13 protein-coding genes and 1 other RNA gene are annotated in these 13,881 nt (G+C 68.1%); 9 read left to right on the top strand and 5 right to left on the bottom strand.

What is annotated here, in order from left to right; all coding sequences use genetic code 11:
- The first annotated feature begins 9 nt into the window (after positions 1-9).
- The 6 genes from FHS79_RS02510 to FHS79_RS18505 all read left to right on the top strand — a co-directional run bounded on the left by FHS79_RS02510 (position 10) and on the right by FHS79_RS18505 (position 5,134).
- Positions 10-288: a DUF1153 domain-containing protein gene (locus FHS79_RS02510; RefSeq protein ID WP_184194886.1), complete on the top strand. Its 279-nt coding sequence runs from the start codon at positions 10-12 to the stop codon at positions 286-288.
- Between the two features lie 151 nt (positions 289-439).
- Positions 440-1,141 carry a response regulator transcription factor gene (locus FHS79_RS02515; RefSeq protein ID WP_184195174.1) on the top strand — a complete coding sequence of 234 codons (702 nt, stop codon included), beginning with the start codon at positions 440-442 and terminating at the stop codon, positions 1,139-1,141.
- 103 nt (positions 1,142-1,244) lie between these two features.
- Complete coding sequence (locus FHS79_RS02520) at positions 1,245-2,006, top strand: J domain-containing protein (protein ID WP_184194888.1); 762 nt, start codon at positions 1,245-1,247, stop codon at positions 2,004-2,006.
- Positions 2,003-2,881, top strand: a complete 879-nt coding sequence (locus tag FHS79_RS02525) for a DMT family transporter (RefSeq protein WP_184194891.1) — start codon at positions 2,003-2,005, stop codon at positions 2,879-2,881. Before FHS79_RS02520 ends, FHS79_RS02525 begins: the two co-directional genes overlap by 4 nt.
- Positions 2,882-2,900: 19 nt before the next feature.
- Complete coding sequence (locus FHS79_RS02530) at positions 2,901-3,578, top strand: N-acetylmuramoyl-L-alanine amidase (RefSeq protein WP_184195177.1); 678 nt, start codon at positions 2,901-2,903, stop codon at positions 3,576-3,578.
- Positions 3,575-5,134: a DUF389 domain-containing protein gene (locus tag FHS79_RS18505; RefSeq protein ID WP_207792190.1), complete on the top strand. Its 1,560-nt coding sequence runs from the start codon at positions 3,575-3,577 to the stop codon at positions 5,132-5,134. The genes FHS79_RS02530 and FHS79_RS18505 overlap by 4 nt, the downstream gene beginning before the upstream one ends.
- Positions 5,135-5,141: 7 nt before the next feature.
- Here the strand turns inward: FHS79_RS18505 and FHS79_RS02540 are convergent, their stop codons facing one another.
- Genes FHS79_RS02540 through FHS79_RS02550 form a run of 3 tightly spaced genes read right to left on the bottom strand, consistent with a single transcriptional unit; the run spans position 5,142 to position 6,840 of the window.
- A complete protein-coding gene (locus tag FHS79_RS02540; protein WP_184194894.1) occupies positions 5,142-5,981 on the bottom strand; it encodes an ABC transporter substrate-binding protein in 840 nt (279 codons plus the stop codon).
- Entirely contained in the window at positions 5,978-6,238 is a 261-nt protein-coding gene (locus tag FHS79_RS02545; RefSeq protein ID WP_184194897.1) for a DUF6522 family protein, read from the bottom strand. Before FHS79_RS02545 ends, FHS79_RS02540 begins: the two co-directional genes overlap by 4 nt.
- Before the next feature lie 2 nt (positions 6,239-6,240).
- Positions 6,241-6,840 (bottom strand): TIGR02466 family protein, encoded by a 600-nt coding sequence (locus tag FHS79_RS02550; protein WP_184194900.1) that lies wholly within the window; start codon positions 6,838-6,840, stop codon positions 6,241-6,243.
- Positions 6,841-6,896: 56 nt separating this feature from the next.
- Between FHS79_RS02550 and rnpB the strand changes: the two genes are divergently transcribed.
- Positions 6,897-7,268: RNase P RNA component class A (gene rnpB / locus FHS79_RS02555), an RNA gene on the top strand.
- Between the two features lie 16 nt (positions 7,269-7,284).
- Here the strand turns inward: rnpB and FHS79_RS02560 are convergent.
- Together FHS79_RS02560 and recG are read right to left on the bottom strand one after the other, a co-directional pair.
- Positions 7,285-7,740 (bottom strand): sel1 repeat family protein, encoded by a 456-nt coding sequence (locus tag FHS79_RS02560; protein ID WP_184194903.1) that lies wholly within the window; start codon positions 7,738-7,740, stop codon positions 7,285-7,287.
- A gap of 4 nt (positions 7,741-7,744) precedes the next feature.
- Positions 7,745-9,811: an ATP-dependent DNA helicase RecG gene (recG, locus tag FHS79_RS02565; RefSeq protein WP_184194906.1), complete on the bottom strand. Its 2,067-nt coding sequence runs from the start codon at positions 9,809-9,811 to the stop codon at positions 7,745-7,747.
- Between the two features lie 79 nt (positions 9,812-9,890).
- On the opposite strand from recG, the gene FHS79_RS02570 reads away from it, so the two are divergent.
- Positions 9,891-10,184 (top strand): FAD assembly factor SdhE, encoded by a 294-nt coding sequence (locus tag FHS79_RS02570; RefSeq protein WP_184194909.1) that lies wholly within the window; start codon positions 9,891-9,893, stop codon positions 10,182-10,184.
- A 1-nt stretch (position 10,185) separates the two neighbouring features.
- A complete protein-coding gene (gene mfd, locus FHS79_RS02575; RefSeq protein WP_184194912.1) occupies positions 10,186-13,833 on the top strand; it encodes a transcription-repair coupling factor in 3,648 nt (1,215 codons plus the stop codon).
- Positions 13,834-13,881: the final 48 nt, after the last annotated feature.

A 13,881-nucleotide genomic window follows, 5' to 3' on the forward strand; every position in this document is an offset into this window, starting at 1 on the left:
GTTTGAATCATGGAGGCCAAGCGCATTTCGAGCAACGATCTCTCCGACCTGCCGTCGCCTGACACGCAGCGCTGGGTCATCCGCCGCAAGGCGCAGGTGCTTGCAGCGATCGAATCCGGTCGGATCAGCCGGGCGGAAGCCTGCGCCCGCTACCGGATCAGCGAGGCGGAACTGCGGCTCTGGGAGCGCGCCATCACCTGTGCGGGCGTTCCCGGCCTGCGGGTGACGCGGGTGCAGATCTATCGGCCGGTGTTCGAGGCGGGCGAAATCCTGCCGTCGGCGAAGTGATCCGTTAATGGACGCTTCAGCATCAATAAGTAGGGTTTATGGGCACACTACCAATACGGATGCTCTTTACAATTTACGACAATTGGAGTTAACCATTCCAGTCAGCGTCGGTCACCACTCTGGTCGCCGGAGCTCACGGGAGGCTAGTGCTATGCGCGTATTGCTTGTTGAAGATGACCGTTTGATGGCCCGCAGTGTCGAACTTATTCTCGATGAAGCCGGCCTGGACCATGAAACTGCCGCCAGTGGCGAAGCTGCACTCGAATACGCACGTAGTTACGAATTCGATGTTGTGCTGCTCGATCTGACCTTGCCCGATATTTCTGGTCATGAAGTGTTGCGGCAGCTGCGCCAATTGCGAATCACCACGCCAGTATTGATTCTTTCGGGTGATGCCGAAACCGGGACCAAGGTGACAGGCTTCGGCGCCGGCGCCGATGATTATGTGACCAAGCCGTTCGACAAGGCGGAACTGCTGGCGCGCATTCATGCGCTGGTGCGTCGCAGCCAGGGCCATGCCCAGTCGCTGATCGTCACCGGGCCGATGAGCATCGATCTCGCAGCGCGCACGGTTTCGGTCGATGGCCGGCGCGTGTCGCTGACCGGCAAGGAATATGCGATTCTGGAAATGCTTTCGCTCCGCAAGGGGATGACGCTGACCAAGGAGATGTTCCTGACGCATCTCTATGGCGGCCGCGACGAGCCCGAACTCAAGATCATCGATGTGTTCGTGTGCAAGCTGCGCAAGAAGCTGCATCTTGCAGGCGCACCGGCCTCGGGCTGCATCGAGACCGTGTGGGGCCGTGGCTACGCGCTGCGGGACCCGCAGGCGGAGCATGACAAGGTCGCTTGAGCGGGGTTGACTCGAATTGCGTTGCCCGGCCGCTGCCATGGCGGGCCGGGCACGCTGGCCTTTGTGGCTTTCCTAATTCCACCTCGAACCCTATTCGGAGCGCATGAGCGTCTTCGCCACTCTTGCCGGCGCAGCGGCCGGCTTTGTCGTCGGCGGGCCACTGGGCGTGTTGTTGGGCGCGATGACCGGCGGGCTCAGCGTGCTGATCCGCGGCAAGGCTGCTCCGGCCGACCGGCCCGTGGCTTTCACGATTGCCGCGATCGCGCTGGCGGCGAAGATGGCGGGTGTCGATGGTGATGCCACCCAGGCCGAATTCCGCACCTTCCAGCGGCTGTTCCGTGTCGACCCCAAGGAGGCGGAGAATGTGCGCCGCTTCTACGACATGGCCAAGCGCAGCACGGCGGGCTTCGAAGCCTATGCGGCACAGGCAGCACAACTGCTCGGCCCTGGATCGCCGCTGCTCGAGGATCTGCTCGAGGCGCTGTGGCTGATTGCCGCAACCGATGGCTTCCACCCGGCGGAACTGCCCTATCTGGCGGTGGTGGCGGAGCAGTTCGGCATCTCCCCGGCAATGGCGGCTGCCATTCGCGCCCGGCACATCGCATCGCCTGAAGAGGACCCCTGGGCGATCTTGGGTGTGGCGCGCGATGCCGACCGGTCCGCGCTGAAAAAGGCTTATCTCGCGCTGGTGAAGCAATATCACCCCGACCGGCACCTGGCTGAAGGCATGCCGTCCGAATTCATCCGCGTCGCTGAAGCGCGGATGGCGGCGATCAACGGTGCCTATGCCGTGCTCGCCGGGCGACCGAGCCGCGGCGGGCCGGCAGAGACGGGCACGGCGGAGTCGGGCATGGCGCGCGCATGACACCGCCGCATCTGGCGCTGATCCTGCTGATCGACCTCATCTGGGCCTTCAACATCGTGGCGGTAAAATATGCGGTCGATGATGCCGGGCCGCTGACCGCCGTCACGCTGCGCTATGTGATCGTGCTGGCGGTGTGCCTGCCATGGCTGCGCTGGCTGCCGGGGCGGATGAAGGCGGTGCTGGTGACCGGCGTGGTGGCGGGCGCGCTGTTCATGGGGCTGGGCGCGCTGAGCTTTGCGCTCGCGACGAACATTTCGGCGCTGGCGATCACCGGACAGCTCGGGGTGCCGTTTTCGCTCATCCTGGCGGTGATCGTCTACAAGGAGAAGATCCGGCTGCCGCGGATCACCGCCGTGGTGCTGTCCTTTGCCGGGGTGGCGGTGATGGGGTTCGACCCGGCGATCGCGCGCGAGAGCATCGCCGTGTGGTTGACGGTGGCGGCGGCGTTCAGCTGGGCGGTGGGCAATCTGTTGTTCCGGGCGCTGGCGGGGGTGCCGGTGATGACGACACACGCCTGGCTGGCGCTGGTGAGCGTGCCGCTGCTTGCGGCAACAGCGATGGTGTTCGAGCCGCAGGGGCTGGCGCGGGTCGGCGCGCTCAAGGCCTCGACCTGGGGGTGGCTCGGCTATTCGGCGATCCTGTCCTCGCTTGTCGGGCATGGCGGGATGAGCTGGCTGTTCCAGCGCTATCCGGTGGCGGTCGTCTCGCCGCTGACGCTGCCGACGCCGCTTATTTCGGTGGTGATCGCGGTGCTGGTGTTCGGCAATCCGGTGACGGCGCAGATGGTCGTCGGCGGCATCATCACGCTGGCCGGGGTTGCCATCATCACGCTGCGCACGGCACAAGCACGCGACAATCCGGACGGCACGCCCTGATGACGAAATCGCGACCATGATGATCGAGCGCCCCTCCCCGAACCATGACGCGCGAAGTTTGCCGGTGTCGATGCTGATCCTGCACTATACCGGCATGAAATCTGCCGATGCGGCGCTGGCCTGGCTGACCAATCCGGCCGCCAAGGTGAGCGCGCATTATCTGATCGCCGAGGACGGCCAGACCTTCGCCATGGTCGACGAGGGGCGCCGCGCCTGGCACGCCGGCATGAGCTGGTGGCGCACGACGACCGACATCAACAGCGCCAGCATCGGCATCGAGATTGCCAATCCGGGGCATGAATGGGGCTATGCGCCCTTCCCCGACGAGCAGATGACGGCGCTGGAGGACCTGATGCGCGGCATCCTCGGGCGTCACAGCATCGCGCGGTCGAACATCGTCGGGCATTCGAACATTGCGCCGCGGCGCAAGGCCGATCCGGGCGAGCTGTTTCCCTGGGCACGGCTGGCGGCGCAGGGGCTGGCGGTGCCGATGCCCTCGGCGGAGATCGACCCGAACTGGTATGACGAGGGCTTTATCGCCGCACTCGGCCGCTATGGCTATGATGTGAGCTGGCCGAAGGAGGCAGTGATCGCCTTCCAGCGGCGGTTCCGGCCGGCAAATGTCTCGGGCGAGATCGACGCCGAGACCCGGGGCCTGCTGTTCTCGCTGCTCCGCCACCCGCAGGCGTTTGCATGACCAAGCAGGACGTCGTGCGCCCGCCGCTCGTCGCCCGACTGCAGCGCTGGTGGCGGCGCGACGTGGTGGGCGACATTGCGCACGCCGAGATTGCTTCACGGATCGACGCGGACGCCGACTGGTCGCTGCGCTACGCCTTCATGGTCCTGATGTCGGCGGGCATCGCCATCCTCGGGCTGTTGCAATCATCGCCGGCGGTGGTGATCGGCGCGATGCTGATCTCGCCGCTGATGGGGCCGATCATCGGGCTGGGGTTTGCGCTGGCGGTGTTCGACTGGCGCGAGGTGCGGACCTCGCTGACAGCGCTGGCGCTCGGCAGCCTGCTCGGCGTCGGCATTGCCGCGATCATCGTGCTCGCCTCGCCGCTGCAGGGGGTGACGCCCGAGATCTTGGCGCGCACCCGGCCCAATCTGTTCGACCTGCTGGTGGCGATCTTTTCGGCGCTGGCAGGCACCTATGCGACGATTCGCGGCCAGGGGGCGACGGTGGTGGGGGTGGCGATCGCCACGGCGCTGATGCCGCCGCTGGCGGTGGTGGGCTATGGGCTGGCGACGCTCAATGTGGCGATCTTTGCCGGGGCGCTGGCGCTGTTCTTCACCAACTTCATCGCGATTGCGCTTTCGGCCGCGCTGATGGCGCGCCTCTATGGCTTTGCGCAGGACCTGACGCCGCGGCAGACAAACGGGCAGACGCTGCTGATTTCCGGTGTTTTCCTGGTGATGGCGGTGCCGCTGGCGTTCTCGTTGCGGCAGATTGCCGAGGAATCGATCGTGACCCGGCAGTTGAGGAGCGCGATCGTCGACGCCTTGCCCGAGGGCAGCCGGATTTCGCAGCTCGACATCAACCATGGCGCCGAGCCGGTGAGCGCTTCGGCGGTAGTGATCACGCCGCGGTTCACGCCGGCGGCCGAGGCGCGGATCGCGGCGGCATGGACGGGCATTGCGCACCGCGATTCGAGCTTTGCGCTGACGCAGCTGGTCGCCAACCAGGATTTGCCGCGGCTGGAGCAGGAGCGCGCAGCACTGGCGGAGAGCGGGCGGGCGGCGGCGAGCAACGCCACGGCGACGGGGCTGGTGGAAGCGGTGTCTTTGGCAACCGGCACGCCCGAGGCGGACATCCTGATCTACCCGGCGCTGCGGCGGCTGGTGGCGAATGCGCGGCCCGGCACGCCGCTGGAAACGCTGTACCGGACCGAACGACAGCTGGCCGAGCGGCATCCGGACTGGACGATCAGGTTGGTGCCGCCGCCGACGACGCGGCTGGTGGTGCGCTTTGCCGCCGGCAGCGCCGAGCCGCAGGGGCTGGCGCCGGTGCAATGGGCGCTGGGGCGCTGGAACATCACCCGGGCGACGGCGACCGGGCGGGTGGCGATTGCCGACGATGGGCCGGCAGCACTTGCCGAGGCGCGGGCCAATGCGGTGGGCGCCGTGCTGGCGGCCGGCGGGATCAATGTGGCGGTGCGGACCGACCTGCCGGGGCCGATCCAGCGTGCCGCCGAGCGCGAGGCGGGGCCGGACGGCTTCCGGACGGTGACGGTGGAGCTGGGCGAACCTTGATGCGAGGTTAGAACATCGCTTCGTAAGTGCTTGCATCGACAACATCGCCGCCGTGATCGGCCATGTAGCGCCACATCGGGCGCCAGCGAGCGGCATCGGCGCGGACGGGGGCGACGAGGCGACGCAGCGTGTCGGCGACGATCGCGTCCGTGGTGGCGGATTCGGGTTCGGTGCTCGCGCGGTACCAGAGGGTGCGGGCGGCTTGCGGGTTGGCGATGAGCTGGGGGATGACGCGGTCGAGCGACTCCCTGAGGGCAGCGATGGCGGCGAGATCGGCTTGCGCGGCGTCGGCGCGGCCGATGAGTTCGAGGGCGGAGAATTCGGGGAGGCCGGCTTCTGCGGTGGTGACCATCACCGTGTCGAGGCCGCGCAGCCGGGCATCGACGCCCTCGACATTGGCGAAGGCGAGCCAGGCGCCATCGAAGCCGGCGGCGATGTTGTCGACATGCGCGAAGCCGGCGGATTCGATGGTGACCTGGCCCTCGCCCAGTGGGCGGCCGAGCCAGCCGGCGAGGATGTCGCGGCAGAGCGCGTCGGTGGTGGCGCCGCTGACGGGCGAGGCGATGCGGATGGCGGCGCCGGCCTTGAGGGCATCGAGGGCGGTGCGGCGGATGAGGACGCCGCCTTCGGTGGAGAAGAAGGTGCCGTGCGCGCGGAGCTTGAGGGGGCGGGATTCGACGAGGTGGAGGGGTTCGTTGACGACGAGGGTGACGTCGCCGGCGGCGAGGGCCTCGAAGCCGTCATAATGATCGTCGGGGGCGATGAGGGTGAGATCGACGCCGGCTTCGCGGGCGGCGAGCAGCGGCAGGTGATCGGGGTTGAGATACCATTCGAGGGCGATTTTCATGGGGTTCTCCCGAAATCGACGACCGAGCGGGTGACGATGGCGCCGGTGGCGTCGACGACCAGCCGCAGCCGGCGGCCATTGTGGTTGAAGGTGAGGCGCCAGCGGCCTTCGTCGTCGCCGACGCCCTCTTCGGAGAGCGTCTTGATGCTGCCTGCGCGGAGCAGGCCGGGGACGTCGGCGGGGGCGAGGTGGAGGGCGGTGGCGATGACCTCGGCGGCCACCACGAAATCCTCGCCGTCTCGGGTGATGTCGGCCATGGTCAGCTGTAGTTGAAGCTGATGGAAATGCGGTCGGATTTGCCGCGTCCGGCCGGGACTTCGTGGCGGAGCCAGCTTTCCCAGAGGAAGACGCGGCCGGGGGCGGGGGCCATGTAGACGAAGGGGCGGCTCTCTTCGGGGGCGTCGTCGGTGCGGGTGGGGGCGGCCATCATCAGCGGCAGCCGCGGGTCTTCGAGCTTGAGGCCGCCCGCACCTTCGGGGACGATGACATAGAAGGTGCCCGAGACGACCGAATGCGGGTGGATGTGGCCGCTGTGGGTGCCGCCGGGCTTGAGGATGTTGACCCAGAAGGAATCGAGCTTGAGCTTGCGCGGCAGGTCCATGAAGCTGGCCGCGGCGAACGCCGCGACCTGGCGATCGAGCAGGCGCTTGAGATCCGCGAAGGCGGGATCGCGCACGGGCAAATCATCGAGCGAGGCGTAGGAGGTGTAGCCGGGATAGCCCTGCTCACGGCACCAGCGGCGGCCGGCGGTATCGTCCTGCGCCAGCGCGCGGCAGCTGGCTTCGAGATCGGCCAGCAGGGCGGGGGAGCCGATCGCCTCTTCGAAGAAGCGGGTGACGAAGAGCGGGCGGACGGGCATCGCGCTGCTTCAACACCTATCGCTCGCGGGCCGCAACCCCTATGGTGGTGGCGTGGTCAGGTGATCGGGCGGCCGCTGGAGCGATCCAGAGGAAAGTCCGGGCTCCACGGAACACGGTGCCGGGTAATTCCCGGCGGGGGTGACCCCAGGGACAGTGCCACAGAGAGCAGACCGCCGATGGACCGAAAGGTCACAGGCAAGGGTGAAAGGGTGCGGCAAGAGCGCACCGCGCTTCCGGCAACGGCAAGCGGCATGGCAAACCCCACCGGGAGCAAGACCGAATAGGGGCAGCACGAGCAGCAATGCTCAGGGCAGGAACCGGCCCCGCTGCCCGGGTTGGTTGCACGAGGCGGCTGGCGACAGCCGTCCCAGATGAATGGTCGCCCCCCGAAAGGGGACAGAACCCGGCTTACAGATCACCTGACCACGCTTCTTCGTTGAGGACTACCCCGGCCAGGCGACCCATGTTTCGGCGTCGAGGGCGGCGCGGCGTGCGGGGGGGAGTTGCTGTTCGAGGCGCTTTGCGAGTTGGGCGGCCTGGGCGCCGACGGGACCGCCGGCGGCTTCGGCGCGGCGGGCCCAGGACCAGGCGGCGGCAGGATCCTGCGAGACGCCGCGGCCATCGGCCATGGCGCGGGCGAGGGCGAGCTGGGCGGGGGCATAGCCGCGATGCGCGGCGCGGAGCCACCAGGCGGCGGCGGCGGCGGGATCGCGGCGCACACCCTGCCCGCGCGCAGCCATGCCGCCGAGCAGGGTTTCGGCGGCGGCAGAGCCCTGGGCGGCGAGCGGCTTGAGGGCGGCGCGAGCGGCGGCATAATCGCCGCGCTCGTGTGCATCGACGCCGGCCTGCAACAGGCTTGCGGCGGTTGCTGCCATCAAAAGGCTCGCGAAAAGGCCCATCAGCTCATCCCGACCGCAGCAAGGCGACTCCGGCCTCGCGTTCGAAAAGATAGAGCAGGACGCGCGCGGCTGCACCCCTGGGACCTTCGAGGCCGCCGTCGCGATCGAGCAGCAGCCGGGCATCGTCGTGCGCCATGCCGACGAGGCGGGCGACGGCCTCGGGGTCGGCGAGCTTGAAGGCGGCCTCGCCGGACTGGCGGGTGCCCAGGATTTCGCCCGCACCCCGCAGCTTGAGATCTTCCTCGGCGATGCGGAAGCCGTCATTGGTTTCGCGCATGAGCGCCAGGCGCGCGCGGGCGGTCTCGGTGAGATCGCCGCTGCGGAGCAGGACGCAGACCGATTTGCCCGCGCCGCGCCCGACACGGCCACGAAGCTGGTGGAGCTGGGCGAGGCCGAAACGCTCGGCGGCTTCGACGATCATCAGCGTGGCATTGGGGACATCGACACCGACTTCGATGACGGTGGTGGCCACAAGCAGCCCGATTTCGCGCGCGGCGAAGGCGGCCATCACGGCGTCCTTTTCGGCGGGCTTCATGCGACCATGGACGAGGCCGATTTTGGCATCCGGCATGCGGCCCTTCAAAAACGCGGCACGCAGTTCGGCGGCGGCTTCGTCGCCGTCTTCGCTGCCGCTGACGAGCGGGCAGACCCAATAGGCCTGACCGCCGCCCGAGAGGTGGCGTTCAAGGCCTTCGACGAGCGCATCGAAACGATCGGGCGCCATGACGCGGGTTTCGATCGGCTGGCGGCCGGGGGGGAGTTCGTCGATGCGGCTCGAGTCCATTTCGCCAAAGTTGGTGAGCTCGAGGGTGCGCGGGATGGGGGTGGCGGTCATCGCCAGCAGGTGCGGCGTGGCCCGGGCCTTGGCGGCGAGCATGAGGCGCTGGGCGACGCCGAAGCGGTGCTGCTCATCGACCACGACCAGCCCGAGATCGTGATAGGCGACCTCCTCCTGAAAGATGGCATGGGTGCCGACGAGGATGTCGAGCTCGCCCGACTTGAGCGCTGCGAGAAGCTCCTTGCGGCCCCTGCCCTTGTCGCGCCCGGTCAGCACGCCGAGATTGACCGGCATGCCTTCGAGCATCCCGGCCAGCGTGGCGGCGTGCTGGCGGGCGAGGATTTCGGTGGGGGCGAGGAGGCAGGCCTGGGCGCCGGCCTCGACTGCACTCAGCATCGCCATCAGCGCCACCAGCGTCTTGCCGCTGCCGACATCGCCTTGCAGCAGTCGCAGCATGGGGGCAGCCTGCGCCATGTCCCCGGCGATTTCGGCACCGACGCGGGACTGGGCGGCCGTGAGGACAAAGGGCAGCCTGGCTTTCAGTGCATCGGTGAGGCGGCCATCGCCGACGAGTGCCCTGCCCTTTCTCGTGCGCGTGTCCCGCCGCACGAGCAGGAGTGCCAACTGGTTGGCGAGGACTTCGTCATAGGCGAGCCGCTCCTGGGCTTGCGGGCCGCCGGTGACGGCGTGGGCCTGGCGCAGCGCATCGCCGAAGCTGGGCCAGCCGTGCTTGGTGAGGACGCTGGGCTCGACCCACTCCGCGAGCCCGGGCAGGCGCTTGAGGGCATTTGCTGCGAGGCCGGCGAGGCGGCGGTTGGTGAGCCCTTCGGTGAGCGGATAGACGGGCTCGCGCATCGGCAGGCGCGCGGCCTGATGTGGGGCGAGGACATCGGGATGGCTCATGCGCAGGCTCTGGCCGAAGCGATCGAGCTTGCCCGCCACGATCTTGGGCTCCCCCAGGGGCATCAGCCGCTTTGCCCAGGCGCCGGTCTGGCCGAACCAGACGAGCTCGACCACGGTGCCGGCGGCATCGGCGGCGAGCACGCGCAGCGGCCGCTTGCCATAGCCCTCCTCGACGTTCTGCGCGGTGAGCGTCGTGACCACCGGGCGGCCGACGAGGGTTTCATCGAGCCGGTCGGTGACGACGCGCTCGATCGCCATGACGGGGAGGTGCCAGAGCAGATCGACGACGCGGTTGATCTTCAGCCGCGCCAATTGCCGCACCAGGGCGGGCCCCACGCCTTCGAGGCTTGAGCTTTCCGCAAACAGCGCGTTGAGGATGGAGGGCCGCATGTTAGAGGCTCATAGCGTTCATGCGCCCGCTGTCCAAACCGGCCAGCGGGTTGGCTGCTATTTTTTTGGAGGCTGCGCGATGACCGATCCGACTCACGAACAGCACCGGCTGCGCAAGCTGCGGTTCCGCGCCGACCACAGGGGCACGCGCGAGGCGGACTACATCATCGGCGGCTTTGCGCGGAAATATGCCGACGGCTGGAACGAGGACGAGTTGCAATGGTTCGAGGCCGTGCTCGATGAGCAGGATGTCGATGTGATGGGCTGGGCGCTGGGGACAATTCAAGCGCCGGAACGCTTCCGCGGGCCGATGCTCGACGCGTTGCAGAAGCTCGACTTCATCGAGACGCCCAGTACTGAAGAGAAGCTCTGACTTGCTCGATATCACCACCCTGACCAAGGCGCGGCGGCCGCTGACGCTGGCGCGCGCGGCACCGGGCTTTCTGCCGTGGTTGCTCGCCGATGCGGCGCGGGCGGTGGCTGGCAAGTCGCGCGCGGTGTTCATCGCTGCCGATGATGCGCAGGCGCGCGCTGTTGCGGATGCTGCGCAGTTCTTCGCGCCCGAGCTGACGACGATCCAGGTGCAGGCGTGGGACTGCCTGCCCTACGACCGTGCCTCGCCGAGCCTGCGGGCGGCGGCCGAGCGGCTGGCGGGGCTGGCGGCGTTGCTTCAGCCGATCAAGGGTGCCGAGCTGGTGGTGACGACGGTGGCGGCGGCGAGCCAGCGCACCTTGCCACCCAAGCGGCTGGCGAAGCTCGCGGCGCATCTCGCACCGGGCACCGCGATCGACCGCGATGCACTGGCGGCGAAGCTGGCGGCGAACGGCTATGTGCGGACCGATACGGTGGTGGAGCCGGGCGAGTATTCGGTGCGTGGCGCGCTGCTGGACCTGATGCCGGCGGGGAGCGAGCACGGGCTTCGGCTCGACTTCTTCGGTGACGAGATCGAGACGATGCGGCGGTTCGACCCTGCTACGCAGCGGAGCCTGGGCTTGGCCGAGCCGTTCACGCTGCTGCCGGTGAGCGAAGTGCTGCTCGACGAGGCGAGGGTGAAGACATTTCGGCAGGGCTGGCTGGCGGCGTTCGGAGCATCGGCAACCTCCGATCCGCTTTACGAAGCCGTGTCGGACGGGCGGCGGCAGGCGGGGATGGAGCATTGGCTGCCGCTGTTCGAGCCCGAGCTTTCGACGCTGTTCGATTATCTGGCGGAGGATTGCACGATCGTCCGCGATGGCGGCACCGATGCGGCCGCCGAAAGCCGGTTCGAGGCGATCAGCGATTATCATGGCAATCGGGCGGCGGTGCTTGCCGAGCCGCCGGCCAAGCGCAAGGCCGGGCCGCGCAGCAACCCCTATCGGCCACTGCCGCCCGAGGCCTTGTATCTGCAGCCGGCGGAATGGGCGGGGCTTTTGAAGGCGCGGGGCGTCCATACCGCGACGCCGCACGACGTGCCCGATGGCACGTTGCAGACGATCGATTGCGCGGTGCTGGCCCCGCGCGATTTCACGCCCGAGCGGGTAGCGCAGGCGAACGGGGGGCCGCCGGTGTATGCCGCGATCTGCGCGCACATCCGTGAAGCGCAGGCCGCGGGCACGCGGCTGGTGCTGGCGAGCTATTCGGCCGGCAGTCGCGACCGGCTGGGCGGGCTGCTGCTCGACGAGGGGCTTTCCGGCCTGTTCCCGGCCGATGATTGGCAGGCAGCGCAGGCGGCGACGGCCAAGGGGCAGGTGGCGCTGGTGGTGCTGCCGCTCGACCATGGTTTTACGCGATTGGACGCGCCCAGAAAAGGTTATGGGGGCACGCTGCAACTGCTCACCGAGCAGGACATGCTCGGCGACCGGCTGGTGCGGCGGCGGCGCTCGGCGCGCAAGGCGGACAGCTTCATGGCCGAGCTTTCGAGCCTGGCGCCGGGCGACCTGGTGGTGCACCGCGAGCATGGCATCGGCCGCTATGACGGGCTGATCACGCTCGAGATCAGCAAGCGGCCGCATGAGTGCGTGGCGCTGACCTATGATGGCGGCACCAAGCTCTATGTGCCGGTGGAAAACCTCGATGTGCTGAGCCGCTATGGCTCGGACAGCGAGGGGATTGCGCTCGACAAGCTGGGCGGGGTGGCCTGGGCGACACGGCGCGGCAAGATGAAGGACCGCATCCGCGAGATTGCGGGCGAGTTGCTGAAGACCGCCGCCGAGCGCGCCCTTCGGCAGGGCGAGCCGGCGATCCCCGATGCGCATGATGCGGCGCAGTTTGCCGACCGCTTCCCCTATTCGGAAACCGACGACCAGCTGCGCGCGATCGAGGATGTGCTCGAGGATCTGGCGTCGGGGCGGCCGATGGACCGGCTGGTGTGCGGCGATGTGGGGTTCGGCAAGACCGAGGTGGCGCTGCGCGCGGCGCATGCGGCCGCGATGTCGGGCCTGCAGGTGGCGGTGGTGTGCCCGACGACGCTGCTCGCGCGCCAGCATTTCGCAGGCTTTTCGGAGCGTTTTTCCGGGCTCCCGGTGCGGGTGCATCATCTGAGCCGGCTGGTAACGGCGGGCGATGCCAGGGCGACGCGCGAGGGGCTGGCGGATGGTACGGTCGACATTGTGGTGGGCACGCATGCGCTGCTGTCCAAATCGGTCGAGTTCAAGCGGCTGGGGCTGGTGATCGTCGATGAGGAGCAGCGCTTCGGGGTGGTGCACAAGGAGCGGCTGAAGGCGCTCAAGGCCGATGTGCATGTGCTGACACTGACCGCCACGCCGATCCCGCGCACGCTGCAGATGGCGCTGACGGGGCTTCGCGAAATGTCGATCATTGCCACCCCGCCGGTCGACCGGCTGGCGGTGCGGACCTATGTGATGCCGTTCGACGAGGTGGTGATCCGCGAGGCGCTGCTGCGCGAGCATTATCGCGGCGGCCAGAGCTTCATCGTGGTGCCGCGGATTGCCGACCTACCCGAGATCGAGGAATTTCTGCATGCGCATGTGCCCGAGGTGCGGCCGGTGACGGCGCATGGGCAGATGAGCCCGACGCAGGTCGAGGAGCGGATGTCGGGCTTTGTCGACAAGCGGTACGATGTGCTGCTGGCGACGACGATCATCGAGAGCGGGCTGGATATTCCGGCAGCGAACACGCTGATCGTTCACCGCGCCGACCGCTTCGGGCTGGCGCAGCTCTACCAGATCAGGGGCCGGGTGGGCCGTGCCAAGACGCGCGCCTATGCCTATCTGACGACGCCTGCCGACCAGGTGGTGAGCGAGACGGCGGAGAAAAGGCTGCAGGTGCTGAGCGCCCTCGACACGCTCGGCGCGGGGTTTCAGCTGGCCAGCCATGATCTCGACCAGCGCGGGGCGGGCAATCTGCTCGGTGACGAGCAATCGGGGCATATCAAGGAAATCGGCTTCGAGCTGTACCAGTCGATGCTCGAGGACGCGATCATGGAGGCGCGGGCGACTGCCAGCGGAGCCAAGCCGCCCGAGGAGGCGTATTCGCCGCAGATTTCGGTGGAGCTGCCGATTCTCATTCCCGAAGACTATGTGCCCGACCTGAATGTGCGGATGGCGCTGTATCGGCGGCTGAACGAGCTGCGCGACCGGCCCGACATCGACGGCTTTGCCGCCGAGATCATCGATCGCTTCGGGCCGCTGCCGGGCGAGTTCCAGAACTTGCTTGCGGTTATTGAGATCAAGCTGGCGTGCCTGAAGGCCGGCGTGTCCAAGCTCGAGGCCGGGCAGAAGGGGGCGCTGGTCACGCTGAAGGACGACAGCTTTGCCAACCCCGACGGGCTGATGGCGTGGATCGAGAAGCTGGGGGCGCGCGCGAGGCTGCGGCCGGACCAGAAGCTGTTCGTGGCGGCGGACTGGGGGCATGACCAGGCGCGGTTGAAAGGGGCGCTGCAGATCGCGACGAGCCTGGCGAAGCTGGCGGCGGGGGCGAACATCAGGCCGGCGGCCGCGAAGCCCGTGGCGACCCGGCCGGCACCCGCCAAGCCGCTTCCTGCACGGCCCGGCGTGTTCAACAGCAAGATCCGCAGCCGCTGAGGCTTGCCTTTCGGCGGGTTTGCGGCGAGTTTGCGGCGGGGGCTGAAG

This window comes from Polymorphobacter multimanifer (assembly GCF_014205635.1).
In the GTDB taxonomy this organism is placed as follows: domain Bacteria; phylum Pseudomonadota; class Alphaproteobacteria; order Sphingomonadales; family Sphingomonadaceae; genus Sandarakinorhabdus; species Sandarakinorhabdus multimanifer.